The sequence below is a fragment of the Nocardia sp. NPDC005366 genome, assembly GCF_040606855.1.
Classification (GTDB): Bacteria; Actinomycetota; Actinomycetes; order Mycobacteriales; family Mycobacteriaceae; genus Nocardia.
In genome coordinates this window covers 1-14,577 of record NZ_JBEXFQ010000049.1, presented here as the reverse complement: position 1 = coordinate 14,577, position 14,577 = coordinate 1, and the positions used below count along the sequence as shown (strand labels likewise).

The 14,577-nt window shown below is 65.9% G+C and carries 18 protein-coding genes; 11 read left to right on the top strand and 7 right to left on the bottom strand.

Annotated features, from left to right (window positions below):
* The 4 genes from ABZS43_RS33520 (at position 1) to ABZS43_RS33505 (ending at position 4,006) form a co-directional block, all read left to right on the top strand.
* On the top strand, positions 1-882 hold the full coding sequence (locus ABZS43_RS33520; protein ID WP_355040016.1) for a branched-chain amino acid ABC transporter permease: 882 nt from the start codon (positions 1-3) through the stop codon (positions 880-882).
* A complete protein-coding gene (locus tag ABZS43_RS33515) occupies positions 879-1,943 on the top strand; it encodes a branched-chain amino acid ABC transporter permease (RefSeq protein WP_355040015.1) in 1,065 nt (354 codons plus the stop codon). The genes ABZS43_RS33520 and ABZS43_RS33515 overlap by 4 nt, the downstream gene beginning before the upstream one ends.
* Positions 1,933-3,186 (top strand): ABC transporter substrate-binding protein, encoded by a 1,254-nt coding sequence (locus tag ABZS43_RS33510; RefSeq protein WP_355040014.1) that lies wholly within the window; start codon positions 1,933-1,935, stop codon positions 3,184-3,186. The genes ABZS43_RS33515 and ABZS43_RS33510 overlap by 11 nt, the downstream gene beginning before the upstream one ends.
* A gap of 76 nt (positions 3,187-3,262) precedes the next feature.
* Positions 3,263-4,006, top strand: a complete 744-nt coding sequence (locus ABZS43_RS33505; RefSeq protein ID WP_355040013.1) for a hypothetical protein — start codon at positions 3,263-3,265, stop codon at positions 4,004-4,006.
* A gap of 89 nt (positions 4,007-4,095) precedes the next feature.
* Here the strand turns inward: ABZS43_RS33505 and hisF are convergent, their stop codons facing one another.
* The 4 genes from hisF to ABZS43_RS33485 form a co-directional block, all read right to left on the bottom strand.
* Positions 4,096-4,869, bottom strand: a complete 774-nt coding sequence (hisF, locus tag ABZS43_RS33500; protein ID WP_355040012.1) for an imidazole glycerol phosphate synthase subunit HisF — start codon at positions 4,867-4,869, stop codon at positions 4,096-4,098.
* An 82-nt stretch (positions 4,870-4,951) separates the two neighbouring features.
* The gene (locus ABZS43_RS33495; protein WP_355040011.1) at positions 4,952-5,761 is read right to left on the bottom strand and encodes an inositol monophosphatase; all 810 of its coding nucleotides are present in this window, start codon (positions 5,759-5,761) and stop codon (positions 4,952-4,954) included.
* Between the two features lie 7 nt (positions 5,762-5,768).
* Positions 5,769-6,500, bottom strand: a complete 732-nt coding sequence (gene priA / locus ABZS43_RS33490) for a bifunctional 1-(5-phosphoribosyl)-5-((5-phosphoribosylamino)methylideneamino)imidazole-4-carboxamide isomerase/phosphoribosylanthranilate isomerase PriA (protein WP_355040010.1) — start codon at positions 6,498-6,500, stop codon at positions 5,769-5,771.
* Positions 6,501-6,574: 74 nt separating this feature from the next.
* Complete coding sequence (locus tag ABZS43_RS33485) at positions 6,575-7,027, bottom strand: MarR family transcriptional regulator (RefSeq protein ID WP_355040009.1); 453 nt, start codon at positions 7,025-7,027, stop codon at positions 6,575-6,577.
* Positions 7,028-7,125: 98 nt separating this feature from the next.
* Here ABZS43_RS33485 and ABZS43_RS33480 point away from each other — a divergent pair, with 98 nt between their 5' ends.
* From ABZS43_RS33480 to ABZS43_RS33470, 3 genes are all read left to right on the top strand, one after another.
* Positions 7,126-7,653, top strand: coding sequence for a nuclear transport factor 2 family protein (locus tag ABZS43_RS33480; protein ID WP_355040008.1), 528 nt, complete (start codon positions 7,126-7,128; stop codon positions 7,651-7,653).
* Between the two features lie 176 nt (positions 7,654-7,829).
* The gene (locus tag ABZS43_RS33475) at positions 7,830-8,288 is read left to right on the top strand and encodes a hypothetical protein (RefSeq protein ID WP_355040007.1); all 459 of its coding nucleotides are present in this window, start codon (positions 7,830-7,832) and stop codon (positions 8,286-8,288) included.
* Positions 8,289-8,744: 456 nt separating this feature from the next.
* The gene (locus tag ABZS43_RS33470) at positions 8,745-9,089 is read left to right on the top strand and encodes a hypothetical protein (protein ID WP_355040006.1); all 345 of its coding nucleotides are present in this window, start codon (positions 8,745-8,747) and stop codon (positions 9,087-9,089) included.
* A gap of 193 nt (positions 9,090-9,282) precedes the next feature.
* Here the strand turns inward: ABZS43_RS33470 and ABZS43_RS33465 are convergent, their stop codons facing one another.
* From ABZS43_RS33465 to ABZS43_RS33455, 3 genes are all read right to left on the bottom strand, one after another.
* Positions 9,283-9,684 (bottom strand): LppA family lipoprotein, encoded by a 402-nt coding sequence (locus ABZS43_RS33465; RefSeq protein ID WP_355040005.1) that lies wholly within the window; start codon positions 9,682-9,684, stop codon positions 9,283-9,285.
* Between the two features lie 390 nt (positions 9,685-10,074).
* Positions 10,075-10,281, bottom strand: a complete 207-nt coding sequence (locus ABZS43_RS33460) for a DUF397 domain-containing protein (RefSeq protein ID WP_355040004.1) — start codon at positions 10,279-10,281, stop codon at positions 10,075-10,077.
* A complete protein-coding gene (locus tag ABZS43_RS33455) occupies positions 10,271-11,104 on the bottom strand; it encodes a helix-turn-helix transcriptional regulator (RefSeq protein WP_355040035.1) in 834 nt (277 codons plus the stop codon). The genes ABZS43_RS33460 and ABZS43_RS33455 overlap by 11 nt, the downstream gene beginning before the upstream one ends.
* A 345-nt stretch (positions 11,105-11,449) precedes the next feature.
* Here ABZS43_RS33455 and ABZS43_RS33450 point away from each other — a divergent pair, with 345 nt between their 5' ends.
* The 4 genes from ABZS43_RS33450 (at position 11,450) to ABZS43_RS33435 (ending at position 13,764) form a co-directional block, all read left to right on the top strand.
* Entirely contained in the window at positions 11,450-11,647 is a 198-nt protein-coding gene (locus ABZS43_RS33450; RefSeq protein ID WP_355040003.1) for a hypothetical protein, read from the top strand.
* 31 nt (positions 11,648-11,678) lie between these two features.
* Positions 11,679-11,939, top strand: coding sequence for a hypothetical protein (locus tag ABZS43_RS33445; RefSeq protein ID WP_355040002.1), 261 nt, complete (start codon positions 11,679-11,681; stop codon positions 11,937-11,939).
* Between the two features lie 48 nt (positions 11,940-11,987).
* Complete coding sequence (locus ABZS43_RS33440) at positions 11,988-12,473, top strand: dethiobiotin synthetase (RefSeq protein ID WP_355040001.1); 486 nt, start codon at positions 11,988-11,990, stop codon at positions 12,471-12,473.
* Positions 12,474-13,617: 1,144 nt separating this feature from the next.
* Positions 13,618-13,764 carry a hypothetical protein gene (locus ABZS43_RS33435; protein WP_355040000.1) on the top strand — a complete coding sequence of 49 codons (147 nt, stop codon included), beginning with the start codon at positions 13,618-13,620 and terminating at the stop codon, positions 13,762-13,764.
* The last annotated feature ends 813 nt before the right edge of the window (positions 13,765-14,577 follow it).

Below are 14,577 nucleotides of genomic sequence, written 5' to 3'. Positions count from 1 at the left end.
ATGGCCGGATTCCTACAGCAACTCATCGAGGGAATCACCGCGGGCGCCCTCTACGCCGGACTCGCGCTCGCCCTGGTCCTCATCTACCGGTTCACCGGCATCGTGAACTTCGCCCAGGGGGAACTGGCCATGTTCTCGGCCTTCCTCGCGTGGCAGTTCATCGAGTCGGGCATGCCCTTCTGGCTCGCGCTGCCCGCCACGCTGGCCATCTCCTTCGTCGGCGGCATGCTGATCGAGCGGGTGGTCATCCGCCCGGTGGAGGGCGCGCCCGAATTGACGCTGGTGATCGTCACGGTGGGGCTGTACTTCTTCATCAATGCCGCGGCGGGCTGGATCTGGTCGTACCAGGTGAAATCGTTCCCGAATCCGTTCCCGGAGGGCGCGTTGCGCGCGGGCGGGGTCACCGCGGGATACAACAGCCTCGGCGTGGTGGCCGTCGTCGCCGTGGTCATGGCACTGCTGTACCTGCTGTTCCGATACACCAAGATCGGACTCGCCATGCGGGCGGTCGCGTGTAATCCCCAGTCGGCCAGGCTCGTCGGCATCAGGGTCGGCACCGTGCTCGCCCTCGGCTGGGGGCTGGCCGCACTGGTCGGCGCGGTATCGGGGGTGCTGTCGGCGCCGCTGCTCTTCCTCGAGCCCAACATGATGGGCGGGGTTCTCATCTACGCTTTCGCCGCCGCGACACTCGGCGGATTCGACAGTCCCGGCGGCGCGGTCGCAGGCGGGCTCATCGTCGGGATCGCGGAAACGCTGACCGGCGCGTACGTGGACGTCATCGGCACCGAACTCAAAGTCGGTGTGCCGCTGGTCATCATCCTCGGCGTACTCCTGTTCCGGCCGAACGGCCTGTTCGGCCACGCGGCGGTGGAACGGGTATGACCGCCGTCTCCCGCAGCGAAACCCCCGCTGCCGCCGCCCCCGCTCGACCCGCGACGCCGGAGCCGATCTCGCCGGTGCGCCGACTCACCGCCGCGCGGTGGCACTGGCTGCTCGTCGCCGTTGTCGTCGGTATCGCCTGCTACGCGCCGTTCGAACTCGCCCCGTTCCGCACCTTCCAGTTGGCCATGGCCATGATCTACGCGATCGCGTTGCTCGGGCTGAATCTGGTGGTCGGCCACACCGGCCAGATCTCGCTCGGCCACGGTGCCTTCTTCGCGCTCGGCGCGTACACCGCCGCGGTGCTGATGGATCGCTGGGACACCCCGTATCCGGCGACCCTGCCGATCGCCGCCGCGGTGACCTTCGTCATCGGATTCGCGCTCGGCATCCCGGTGCTGCGGCTGCGCGGGCTCTACCTCGCTCTCGTGACCCTCGCCATCGCCATCTTCACGGTGCCGCTGCTCAAGAGATTCGACGACATCACCGGCGGATCCATGGGGCTGACCCTGCCCAAACCGAAGCCGCCCGCGTGGACCGGGCTGGCCGAGGACCAGTGGCTGTATTTCCTCGCCCTCGCCACGACTCTGATCTGCTTCCTGCTGGTCGCCGGGGTGTTGCGGTCGCGGGTCGGACGCGCCGTGCATGCCATCCGCGACAACGAGATCGCCGCCGAAGTACTCGGCGTCCGGCTCGCGCACTACAAGACGCTCGCCTTCGCCTGGAGCGCGACCCTCGCCGGGGTGGCGGGCTGCGTCTACACCTGGGTGATCGCCTACGTCTCACCGGACTCCTTCGCGGTCACCTTGTCGATCACGCTGCTGGCCGGACTGGTCGTCGGCGGTCTCGGCACCCAGTGGGGACCGGTGCTGGGCGGACTGTTCGTCATGTACGTGCCGAATTTCGCCCAGGACATCAACCAGGCCGCACCGAGCGTCATCTTCGGACTGCTGATCATCGCGGTCATGTACCTCGCGCCGAACGGATTGGCCGGCCTGGCCGGCCGGGCGGCGCGTCGGCTCGGCCGGCCGATCCTTCGGAAAGGGAATACCAATGCGCACTAAAGCGATTCGCCTGATAAGTCTGGCCGCGGCCGTGCTGTTCGCGACCACGGCCTGCGGAGGCCGGGACGAGGACGGCGGCGGAACCGTCGGCCAGGGTGACTGCCAGGGACAGCAGACGACCGGCATCACCGATACCAGTATCAAGATCGGCGGCGCCTACCCCCTCTCCGGCCCCGCGTCCGCGTATGCCGAACTGCCCAAGGGCATTCGGGCCTACTTCGACTACATCAACGCCGAAAAGGGCGGCATCGACGGCCGCAAGGTCGAGTACCTGGTGCGCGACGACGGCTACCAGCCGCCGAAAACCGTCGAGGAGGTCCGGCGTCTCGTCGAACAGGACCAGGTCTTCGCCGTCTTCCAGACCCTGGGCACCCCGACCTCGTCGGCGGTCTGGGACTACCTCAACCAGCGCCAGGTGCCGCAGATCTTCGTCGCGGGCGGCGCGACGCAGTGGGGCGCCGATACCGCGCACCCGTGGACCATCGGCTGGCAACCGAGCTACCTCGCCGAAGGCCGGGTCTTCGCCCAGTACGTGCGCCAGCAGAAGCCGGACGCGAAAGTCGCCGTCCTCTACCAGAACGACGACTTCGGCAAGGATCTGCTGAGCAGTTTCAACAAGGGCGTCGCGGGCAGCGGCGTCTCGATCGTGGCCGAGCAGAGCTACGAGGTCACCGACCCCACCGTCGAACCCCAGCTGCGCAACCTCGCGAACTCCAAAGCCGATGTGCTGCTGAACTTCGCGACACCGAAGTTCGCGGCGCAGACGCTGGCCGCCGACGCGCGCAATATCGATTGGAATCCGATTCACATCCTCACCGTGGTCTCCAACCCGATGACCACGCTGAAGCCGGTCGGACTCGACAACGTCCAGGGCATCGTCTCGGCGGCGTTCCTCAAGGACCCGGCCGATCCGCAGTTCGCCAATGATTCCGCGGTGCGCCTCTACCGGGACAAGCTCGCCCAGTACGCGCCCGGCGCCGACCCGACCAACCAGTACACCACCTCGGGCTGGGCTGTCGCGGAGAGCTTCCACAAGACCTTCGAAGCGGCGAAATGCAAGACCCGCGAGGGTCTTCGGGACTCGGCGCGCGCGCTGAACGACGTGAGCATCGACCTGCTGCTGCCCGGTATCACGCTGAAAACCGGCCCCGGCGACGCGTTCCCGATGGAGGCCATGCGCATCCAGAAGTTCGAGGGGGACCGCTGGGTTCTGAACGGCGATGTGATCCGCACCAATAACTGAGATGCCCAACGCTTCGCGCCGCGGCGCAGTCCAGCGCCGCAGCCCGACCCGAAGAAACCGATAGATGAGGAAGAACATGAAGTTTCGCAGTTCCATCATGACGGCCGCGGTGGCGGCGGTCACCCTCGGCGTCAGCGCGGGCGCGGGCCACGCCGCTCCCGTCCCCGAGCAGCAGGACATCTCCTACGAGGTCAGCCGCCAAGGGGATTCGGCGGTCGTCACCCTCGACCAGGGCAAACTGCGCGTGGTCGCCGATCAACTCGTCATCACCGATGACCGCGACACCCCGGTCGCGGCCGTGCCGCTGGTCTACCGGATGGACGCCGTCGCCTACCCGATCGCGGCGAATATCGACGGACGCACCGCGACCCTGACCCCGTCCAGGGAAGGCGGCGCGCCGGTCGAACCGGTCTCGCAGAACCAGGTCATCACCGTCGAGCAGGTCGCCGAATCCTTCAACCCGCGTGATCTGACCGCCCTCGGCGCATTCACGCAGCGCGTCACCATCGGCGGCGCCATCAGCGCGATCGTCGGCGCCGTACTCGGCGGCGGTGTCGGCTGCCTGTTGGGCGCGGCGGGCGGCGCCGCGATCGCGAGCCCGGTCATCGCCCTGCTGCTGCCCTTCGTCGGTGCCACCATCGCGGGCTGTGTCCTGGGCGCGGCCACCTTCGGCGCGGTCGGCTCCATGATCGGCCTGATCACCGTGGGCGGTCCGCTCGCGCTGTTCGCGGCCTTCCAGTACTTCTCCACCATTCTGGCCCCCTGCCCGGCCGACCTGCCGTACTGCAAGGATCCCGCCGTTCCCGCGCCCGCGAAGTAGACATCCCGACCATCAGGCCGCGCCGGCCCACCCGAGTGCCCGGGTGGGCCGGCGCTTCGCGTTGTGGGGATCAGGCCGTCCGGCCGAGCTCAACGGACGATGATCGACTCCGCGCGCATGGACTCCTTGACCTCGCCGATGGTGAGGTCGCCGAAATGGAAAACGCTGGCCGCGAGCACCGCGTCCGCGCCCGCCTTGACCGCGGGGGCGAAATGACCGACCGCGCCTGCGCCACCGCTGGCGATGACGGGAACCGTGACGGCGGCGCGCACGGCACGGATCATCGGCAGGTCGAAACCCTCCTTGGTGCCGTCGGCGTCCATCGAGTTGAGCAGGATCTCACCGACACCGAGTTCGGCCCCGCGTACGGCCCATTCGACGGCATCGATGCCGGTGCCGCGTTTGCCGCCGTGGGTGGTGACCTCCCAGCCGGAGGGGGTGTCGGGCTGACCGTCGGGCACGGTGCGGGCATCGACGGACAGCACGATGCACTGCGAACCGAACCGTTGCGACATCTCGTGCAGCACCTCGGGCCTGGCGATGGCCGCGGTATTGACCGACACCTTGTCCGCTCCCGCGCGCAGCAGCCGGTCCACGTCCTCCACGGTGCGCACGCCGCCGCCGACGGTGAGCGGAATGAAGATCTGCTCCGCCGTACGGGTGACGACATCGATCATGGTGCCGCGGTCGCCGGTGGAGGCGGAGACGTCGAGGAAGGTCAACTCGTCCGCGCCCTGGGCGTCGTAGAGTGCGGCGAGTGCCACGGGATCGCCCGCGTCCCGCAGATTCTCGAAATTGACGCCCTTGACCACCCGGCCCGCGTCCACATCCAGACACGGAATCACGCGTACCGCCAACGTCATTGCCTCACCCTTCGCATTCGTTCGATTCGGCGCGATCGGGACTCGACGTGGCAGCCACGTCGCCTGTCCCGGCTCGGACCACTCATGTCGTGCTGACCGTGCAGATCATGTCGAGCAGTTCTTCGTGCACCCCCGGCGCGGCGGCCAGCACCGACCCCGAGGTGATATGCCACGGCTCCCCCGACAGGTCGGTCACCACGCCACCCGCCGCGCGGACCAGTACGACACCGGCCGCGTTGTCCCACGGGTGATGTCCGAAGACGATGGCCCCGCCCAGCACTCCCGACGCGGTGAAGGCCAGGTCGATGCCGGTGGACCCGTGCATGCGCACCCGCGAGGAGAGTCGACTCAGCGGTCCGAGCAGGTCGAAGCGGAAGCGGCCGGGAATCCGGCCTGCGGCGTCGACATTGAAGGCGCCGAAACCGATCATCGCCTCCGCGAGTCTGCCGTGCGGCAGCGGCGGCAATTCGACGCCGTTGAGCAGCACCGGGCCCCCGAGGGCCGCGGCGTAGCGCCTGCCGAGTACCGGCAACCAGGTCAGCCCGAGTACCGGCTCGCCCTCGTGCACCAGCGCGAGCAGGATGCCCGAAAGCGGATGTCCCGACGAGTAATTGAAGGTGCCGTCGATCGGGTCGAGCACCCAGGCGGTGCCCGAGGTCAGCTGCGGACCGCCGTATTCCTCGCCGTGCACCTCGATTCCGGTTCGCCGCTCCAACTCGGCGGAGACGGTGCGCTCCAATTCCAGATCGAGTTCGGTCGCGAAATCGTTGCCGCCCTTGCTCACCGCGCTCGGCGCGCCGATACCCTCGACGAAGCGCGGGGCCGCCGCGTCGAGGATTTCACTCGCGGTGGCGAGCAGGGCGGGGAGCGCGGCGATCGGGTCGGCTGTCATCGCGCGGTCAGCGCACCGCGGCCAGTGCCTCGGGCAGCGTGAACCGGCCCGCGTAGAGCGCCTTGCCGACGATCGACCCCTCGACGCCATCGGATACCAGCCCGGCGATGGCGACCAAATCCTCGACGGTCGACACGCCGCCGGAGGCGATGACGGGCGCCTCGGTCGCAGCGCAGACCTCGCGCAGCAACTCCAGGTTGGGGCCGGTCAGGGTGCCGTCCTTGGTCACGTCGGTGACGACGTAGCGCGAGCAGCCGTCACGTTCCAGCCGCTCGAGCACCTCCCACAGGTCGCCGCCGTCGCTCACCCAGCCACGACCGCGCAACCGGTACTCACCGTCGATGATCCGCACGTCGAGGCCGACCGCGACACGCTCGCCGTGTTCGGCGATGGCCTTGGCGCACCACACCGGATCCTCCAGCGCGGCGGTGCCCAGATTCACCCTGGCGCAGCCGGTGGCGAGGGCGGCCCGCAACGATTCGTCATCGCGGATACCGCCGGACAATTCGACCTTCACGTCGAGTTCGCCGACGACCCCGGCCAGCAGCTCCCGGTTCGACCCGCGTCCGAAGGCCGCGTCCAGATCGACCAGATGCACCCATTCCGCGCCGGCCTCCTGCCAGGCCAGCGCCGCGTCGCGGGGCGAACCGTAGCTGGTTTCGCTACCGGCCTCCCCCTGCACGAGGCGCACGGCCTCTCCATTGGCGACATCGACGGCGGGCAGCAGTACAAGACTCACTCCGAGCAGCTTAGTGGCTGGCCTCCCGCATTCGAGCCCCGGGCCTGCGCTGATGGCCACGACCGGCGCGCGTGTCAGCCGCGCGCGTGGTGATCGAGGATCCGGGTGAGCAGCACGACCAGTTCCGAACGCTGGGACTCGGAGAGTCCGGCCAGCAAATCGTCCTGGGCGGCGTCGAGACGGTGATCGAGTTCGTCGAGGTGACGGGCCCCCGCGCCGGTGATGGTGACGATATTGCGGCGGCGGTCGCCCGGGTCGGGACTGCGTTCGATGAAGCCGCGCTCGGCGAGGTCGTTGAGGGCGGCGACGATATCGCTGCGGTCGATGCGGGTGCGACGCCCCAGTTCGGCCTGACTGTCCGGCCCGAACGCCCGCAGGGTGGTGAGCAGCGCGTAGTGATGTCTGCGCGATCCCGTGTGCTCGAGCGCCCGCTCGGTGGCGCGGTCGGCGACGATCGCCACCTGATTGACCAGCCTGGTCGGCAGAGCGCGCAACCTGTCCGCGGCGCCGTCGTGGGCGATTTCCATGAGACCACCCTACAAGACTTGTTGGTCGCACCCACGTTTGATATTGTTGGCTTCACCAACGTTGGATAGGCCAACGATGAAGTCGAAAGGTTCGTCCGATGAGAAAACTCCTCGCCCTCGCCGCCACCGCCCTCCCGCTGACCATGCTCGCTGTCGCCTGCTCGACCACCGCCACCGACGACTCCGCATCGCGCGAACTGCGTGAACTCCTCGACCGCGACCGGATCACCCACCTGGTCGACCGGCTCGGCCGCGCCCTCGACGAAGGCCGCTTCGACGACCTGCGCACCATCTACACCGCCGATGCCACCGCGAAAACCCCCGGCGGCATCGCCGAAGGCCGCGACGCCCTCATCGCACAGGCGAGCCGAAACCACTCCGACGCCAACCGGATTCAGCACTACATCAGCAATGTGATCGTCGATCTGCACGGCGACACCGCCGACGTGCGCGCCAACCTCCTCGCGACCTTCACCCCCGCCGCCGCGACACCCGGCCGCATCGCCCCCGAACCGCAGTTCACCCTCGGCGAGGTATACCGCTTCGACGCGGTCCGCAAGGCCGAAGGGTGGCGGCTGTCGCGGGTGGAGATGAGCACGCTGTGGTCCACCGGCACGCGGCCGTAGTGCGGCGCCGGTTCGACGGCGGGATCGCATGGTGCCGCCCTCATTCCACATTCCACGGAGACGGCATTCGGTCGGGGTGGTCCGGATGAATTGGCTCCGACCACCCCGATCTGGGTATCGTTCGCTGTGGCGACCACTGGGGCGCCCGACAGGAATCGCTCCGGGGGGATACGCACATGACTCGCTCGACGTCTGCCGCGCTGATGATCTCGTGTACGGCGGGTGCGACCGTTCTGCTCGGCCCCGCGACCGCTACCGCGGAGGCGCCGGAACAAGCTCGCCTGGCCGCCTGCGAATTCGGTACGGTCCTCAGCAATTACGACTACACCGACTTCGAGGCCTACGCCCAGCGCGTTCTCGACAACAGCACGGGCGAATTCCACGAGAAATTCGCGTCCGCCCGTCCGGCGCTGCGCGCACAATTCGAAGCCAACGAGGTCAGGTCCCGAGTCACCGCCATCGAATGCGGATCGGTGTCGGGTAACCGCGTGAACGCCGACATTCTCGTCCATACCACTGCCGCTCTGCGCAACCGTGACAACGACGGCGGGCCCGAAATCGTGCGTACGACGACACTGGTCTCCCTCGAGAACCACTACGGTCGATGGCTGGCCGTCGGGGTGGAGCTCCGGTAGCGACCGAGCAGTCGCACCTACGGCGGCGTAGAGCCACCGCTCGGCCCCTACAGCCGAATCCATGGTCTCCCTTCGACCCTTGCGCCGGGTCTGAACGAACACCATGACCGAGGCCGCAGCCCCCTGTGTCATGACGGTCCCACTACACCGGCAGCCCAACCAGTCAGTCCGGCGACGAAATCGGATGGTGCACAGTGGAACCGGCTGAGGTCCGGGCGCGTCCAACTCTGTGTCCATCGATTTCTGGTCACAGGGGGAACATCATGGGAATGCGAGCACTGGCTATCGTCGCGACCACGGGGATCCTGGCCACCTAACCGACCGTCGTCATGGCCGCACCGGCGGGCGCGGCTCCGGCGACAATCGACTGCATGTATACGGGGCCGATCGTCGGTCACCCCGGGATGCAGTACGTCTGCTATGTCCACAACGAGGATGGATCGAGGGAGATCTTCTATGCACCCGGACCCCCAGCCCGGCCCTGAACCGGTCACCCACGTCATCCAGCGGCCACAGTTCGTCACCCAGGCCGACGGCGTCGTCCGCGCCTACTACCCGGGCGAGGACTGGTGGGTGACCGGCAGCGACCGCGACGACGCGATCACGCGCCTGGTCGCCGAATCCCAGCGGCGGTTGCAGGATCCCGCCTACCTGGACCAGCACTGGGAGACCACGCTGCGCCACAAGCAGGGCCTCGAGCACACGCCCGGGTTCGAGGTTCGCGAGATAAGCCCGACCGAGTACCAGCGGCACACCGAGCTGCTGGGCGAGCAACTGCGCGACGCCGGCGAATCCGGCTGACCTGAGCACCCCGAAAGTCCCGGGCTGATCGGCATTCTCTGAGTCGACACATGGCCGGGCTCTACGCCAGGTTCCTGCTGGTAAGGATGTCTACATGCCTCCTCGACCGGTTCCATCTATCACCGGGTTGAGGGGATCGACGAGCTGAACCGTTCTCGATGTAGGTGACACCCGACGGTTCCGGAGACGATCGTCACACGGTCGCTGCCGATCCAATCTTCGTGCCGTTGTCAGGGTTGTAGAAGTCGACCCCCCGCCCCACGTCGGTGCCGGGTCCTTCGCCAGTCTGTTGCTGTTTGTTGGCGCCGAGACCAGCGGCCAACGCGCGTGTCCGTTCGATATAGACGGGCCAGACGTCGTCGGGTATGCGGGTGTCCGAGTAGAGATTCGGAACCTGCACCGTTCGGCCGCCTGTCTGGTCGAATGGCCGCGGGCAGTTGCTGACCTCTCGGTCTCGGTTCGGGCGTAGAAGGGTCCTGGCACGAGTTTCACAACCGTGAGCACGACAACACCGACGATGGTCAATGCGATGCCCCCGAGGACGATCCCAATGGTGCGGCTGATCCCTTGGGATGCGGACTTCATCGCATCGCATTCTCGGGGAATCCCGCCATGATTGCGGCGAGGTTGTATCCGGAGCGGTGCAAGTTGCCGGAACTAGGGTCAGTGCGCGGGTACTCGGCATGCCCTTGTATAGGTCCGACCATCCACAGCGATCGGATCCGTGCTGAGCGGGGTGATCCAATCGATGTGGTTGGGGCTGCGACCGAAGTTGTTGAAGTTCGCCACCGGGTCATCCTTTTCGGTCATCTGGGACACGTGGTGACTCTGCAATCCTAGGTCGGCTGGCGAGTCGACCATGTCGTTCACACCAGACGAATCGCCTGCGGAATAGGTCCCGCAAGTTGCAGCCCAACAGCCTTCGTCAGAATGTGCACATCACCCACTTGCGGGCAGCGGAAATCGACACCTGGAGGCGCTCCGATCAGGGGCGGTCGTATTCCCCGTCGCGCGCACCAGCCAGAAACGCATCCCACTCCGAGGACGTGAACACCAGCAACCCGCCGCCAGGATTCTTCGAGTCACGAACACCCACGTGCCCGCTGTCCAGATGAGCGACCTCGACGCACTCACTACCAGCCGAACTACGGCTGCTCTTGAACCAGCGTGCTCCGGACAGATCAACGAACACAGTCGAACTCCTTCGCCAATTGCCGCAGCAGACGCTTGCTGTTAACCACGTCCAACGCTACCCGCCGCAAGACAGCGATTCCAGCTTTGTACCTCCGAACAGCGGTGGGGCGCTCCAAGTAGATGTCGCCGGTGTAGCTCTGGACATGGACCACCGGCGGTTCCAGCGGTCGACCGTCGCCATCAGCAGCGAAGTCCAGGATCGTGAACGGGCCGGTCGATGTTCCCAGTGGGAATCCGGCTCCGAACGGAACGACCTGCGCCCGAACGTTCGGCGGCAGGTCCGCCAGGTGCCGCAGTTGCGCCGCCATGATTCTTGGGCTGCCGACGACCCGCCTGATCGCCGCCTCATCCAACACGAGCACCGCTGACAGCGGGGCGAAATCGCGGGTGATCAACGCCTGCCGGTTGCGCCGGACACGCACCCGCCGCTCGATTTCCTCGGCGGTATCCATCGGGAAGTAGGCACGATCCAGTGCCCTGGCGTAGTCCGGGATCTGAAACAGTCCCGGCACCATGTCGGGCCGATAGAACGTGAGATGAGCGGCCGCCGCCTCCATCTGGATGTAGGCATTGAACGTCGGATTCACCTGATCAGGGAACTCGTCCAACCACGACGGCGTCCTCCCTTGCTCAGCCAACGATTTCAACACCGGCAACATATCCACCCGCTGATACAGCTTGCACAGCCGCCGCAGATCCTCTTCCCGCACGACCACATTCGGCGCACCGGTCTCCAACCGATGCAACGTCCCCGCCCCACGCCCGATCGCCCGCGCGGCCACTTCGATGGACAGCCCGGATTCCTGTCTCATCCCCCGCAGGCAGCGCCCGAGGCTGCGGTGTGGAACGCCCCCTGTCCCGCGAATGTCGGCCCTGAGCTGCCGGACGTCGACGCTCTCATCCCCGTCCCCCATACTGTTTGCTCCCTTCCGTGGAATACCCGCATCCGCTGACTGGAATATCTCGAAACATATTGCGGAAGGCGATGTTTCAGCCTTGTGGAGACCATTGTGCAGGGTCGCTGGAAGGTGTCCAGGGCATTTGCCACTTTCTGTCGCGAGATTCCGCCGGAACCTCCACACCGCCCGCATCCGGTGCTCCACTGATCGCGTGATCGGCGCGGCGAGACCCCGCATGCGCCCGCCAGTCGACCGATGGGAGGACATATGACCAACGCACTACCGCAACGGATTCCGTTCCCTCGGCCGCGCGCCCCGTACAGGGCGGTGCCGCTGCCCGTACTCGAGCGCTGCGCCGCCGCGCTGCGGATGTGGGCCGCCACACCCGAACGTCCCGGAGGCGGGGTGCCGACTCCTCCCCCGCCTCCGGTGACCCTCACCGAAGCCCTGTCATGGACCGAGTGACGCCACGCGGGCCCGCCCGGACGAGGAGGCCGTGATCATGCGCCGGTACTACGTCAAAGTGCACTGCTGCGGCCCGCAGTGGCTCATCCACGTGCCCGCCGTGGACCGCTGGACGGTGACCGGCGACAAGTCGGCGATCCGGGCCACCGCCCGGCAGATGATCGCGGCGATGACCGGACACGCCGACCACTCGTTCGAACTCGTCCTCGTCGCGGGCAGGGCTGTCCGCGATGTCGAAGAGTTCGCGGTGGGATGCCCGGTACTGACGCGGTGGCGCCCGACCGCGCAATAGCCTGTTCACCACCATCCCTTGCGGTGAAAACGAAAGGTCAGGAGTGCTGTGCCCCCTATCCAAGTCGCCGTCTGCGGGCCGCGGGACTGCACCGGGACCGAGACCGCGCACGCCCGGCGAATCGGTAGGCTGCTCGCCGAAGCCGGAGCGACTGTGCTGTGTGGCGGCGGGCCGGGCGTCATGGCGGCGGTCGCCGCGGGCGCATCGGGTGCCAGCGGCCTGGTGATCGGCGTGCGGCCAGACGCGGACCGGTCCAGGATCTGCGAGGGGCTGTCGGCTGTGCTCTACACCGGTATGGGAGAGGCGCGCAACGCGATACTCGTGTCGTCGGCCGACGCTGTGATCGTCATCGGTGGGTCGTGGGGCACTCTGTCGGAGTTGGCGTTGGCCAATCGGCGTGGTGACGTTCCTGTTGTCAGCCTCGGTGGGTGGAAGGTTGTCGACGCCGAGGGGCGAGCCGTCGAAGGGGCGATCGAGGTCGACTCGCCGGATGCCGCTGTCGCGACGTCGCTGGCTGCGGTGATGGAGCGGTGAACCCCGATGCCGCACTGCCATCGGCGGCGATGATCCGGCGTGCGTCCCAGCCCTTGCGGTCCGGCCAGTCGATCATTCGACTCCGCGAATTCGTTGTGAATCAAGCATTTACGCCAGTTGTCGGTGCGCGTCTGTAACGTGCGCACCGTGACTGAGTTCTATGTGGTGAACACGCCTACCTCTGAACCGCGCGAGTCACCGCGATGGTCACCAGATAGACGATAAACGGCGGCGCCAACATGACGATACCGCCGAAAAGGAGATATATCCACAAAGGTGCGGCGAGCGTGACGAGCAGAGCTGCCGCCACTTCTCGAACGATTCCACGGGATGCGAGCATCATCAACGGAACGCGGATTTCCATGAGCCAGAAACCCGGCCACAGATGGATTCCACAGCTGGACAAGCTAATCCACGCCACTATCGGTATCGGGCTGTTGCAGCCTGGATTGGCGCGGAACCGTCATTGCAGATTAGTCGACGGCCCGAAACTAGAACCAGTTCCCAATCAGGCCGGTGGATCGTCTGACCAATCCCTGGCCCTGCTGCACCAGAACTGGTTCATGGTCTGCGCTCAGCCGGCGTGGATAGCGTTGGTCCGATTGACAATCCTGTCGGGCCCGGGCAGGCTCGCTGTAGCGATAACACCGGCCCCTGTGGGGTCTGACGGGGGATTGATGAGTGCAATTGTGAGCAGTGCGGTGTCGAGGTGCGGGGCGACCCGGCATCGAAAGGTACTTTGATGGCGGGCACAGGGTTTCACAATCACTATGATGATCCCGACGAGTTCTGGGACGAGGAACCTCTGGAGATCAGGCCCAGGACCACTACGCCGCCTGAGCCTGCCCACCGACCGATAGTTCCCGAGCTCGCCGATGTCCCACCAGTGAACCGTGCTCCATCTCCATCGGCTTCGCGATCCTCGATACTGTCGATGCGTTTGGATTCCGGCTTCTTGCCGATTCAGGTGAACGTGCCCCAGCACTGACACAATCACGTGCATACTCGCGACTTGGGCCCGGAACTGCTGCGTGCATACCAGCAGGACTCCGCTGAGCAATTCGCTCGAACTTTCGTTTCCGTCATCACAGACGTCAAAGCTTACTCTTTATCGCAGATGATCGAAGGCAATAGGATCGCCGCGGTGACCGAAACACAATACGGGCTGCCGGATAACAAATGGCCACCCGCAGTTCTCAACCGCAACGATACCTCCCCTGGTTTGACCTACGACGATGCCACCGTGCTGGACGGCACCAATGCATGGTCAGTCAATTCGGATCGCAAATGATAGGAAAAGTAAGCGGAATTCTTCTGGCGCTCACCACGGTGTCCGCTGTCGCCGCTTGTACAGCCACCGATTCCGCGCCGACTACTCTTTCCTCCTCCACGACTGCCGCACCGGCGCCTGCTCATACACTGCGTGACCTGTGTGGTCCGCTGTCCGACTTCATCGTCGGTGACCTTCAGGTGTAAGACGCCCGAACCCGTCAGACCCACGACCTGACGAAGTCGATCGACAACGGCGGACAATGCTATGTCGACTCGGGTTCGTCGTGGGTAGGGTTCGTCGCCTTCTCGATCAATGCACACGATGATCTGCCAGCGCTGTATCCTTCGTTTCGTCCGCTAACGGGGACATCTGCGCCAGTACTGGTCAACGATCGACGTCCGAACGGACTGATCGAACTGGTCACCCAAGCAAACAGCAAGCAGATACTGCTCCAGTTGAACGACGATTCCGCAAGCACCCCGAGCGGCCCACTCAAACTGACCGACGAACAGATTCGACAGGCCGCTGAACTGAGTATCCGACTCACCCGTAACACCTGACCGACGCGGTGTCGAGGACTGCTTCAGCTGAACGAATCGCCGTCCACCGGATGAAGCAGCCCAAATCCATCCTGCAAATCCGACTTTGCATGGACAGCGTCAGAATGGTGCCGACCCTTTCGCCCACATCTCGGGCCCAGACATCACTGGATAACTTGGCATCGAAATCACCCAGAGGGTCTGTCCAGTTAACGGCTGATCTTGGTTGTTGAACTCGTTCAGTGGTTGGTGGGGGTCAGGCGGCCTTCGAAGGCGATCTGGAAGGCGTTCA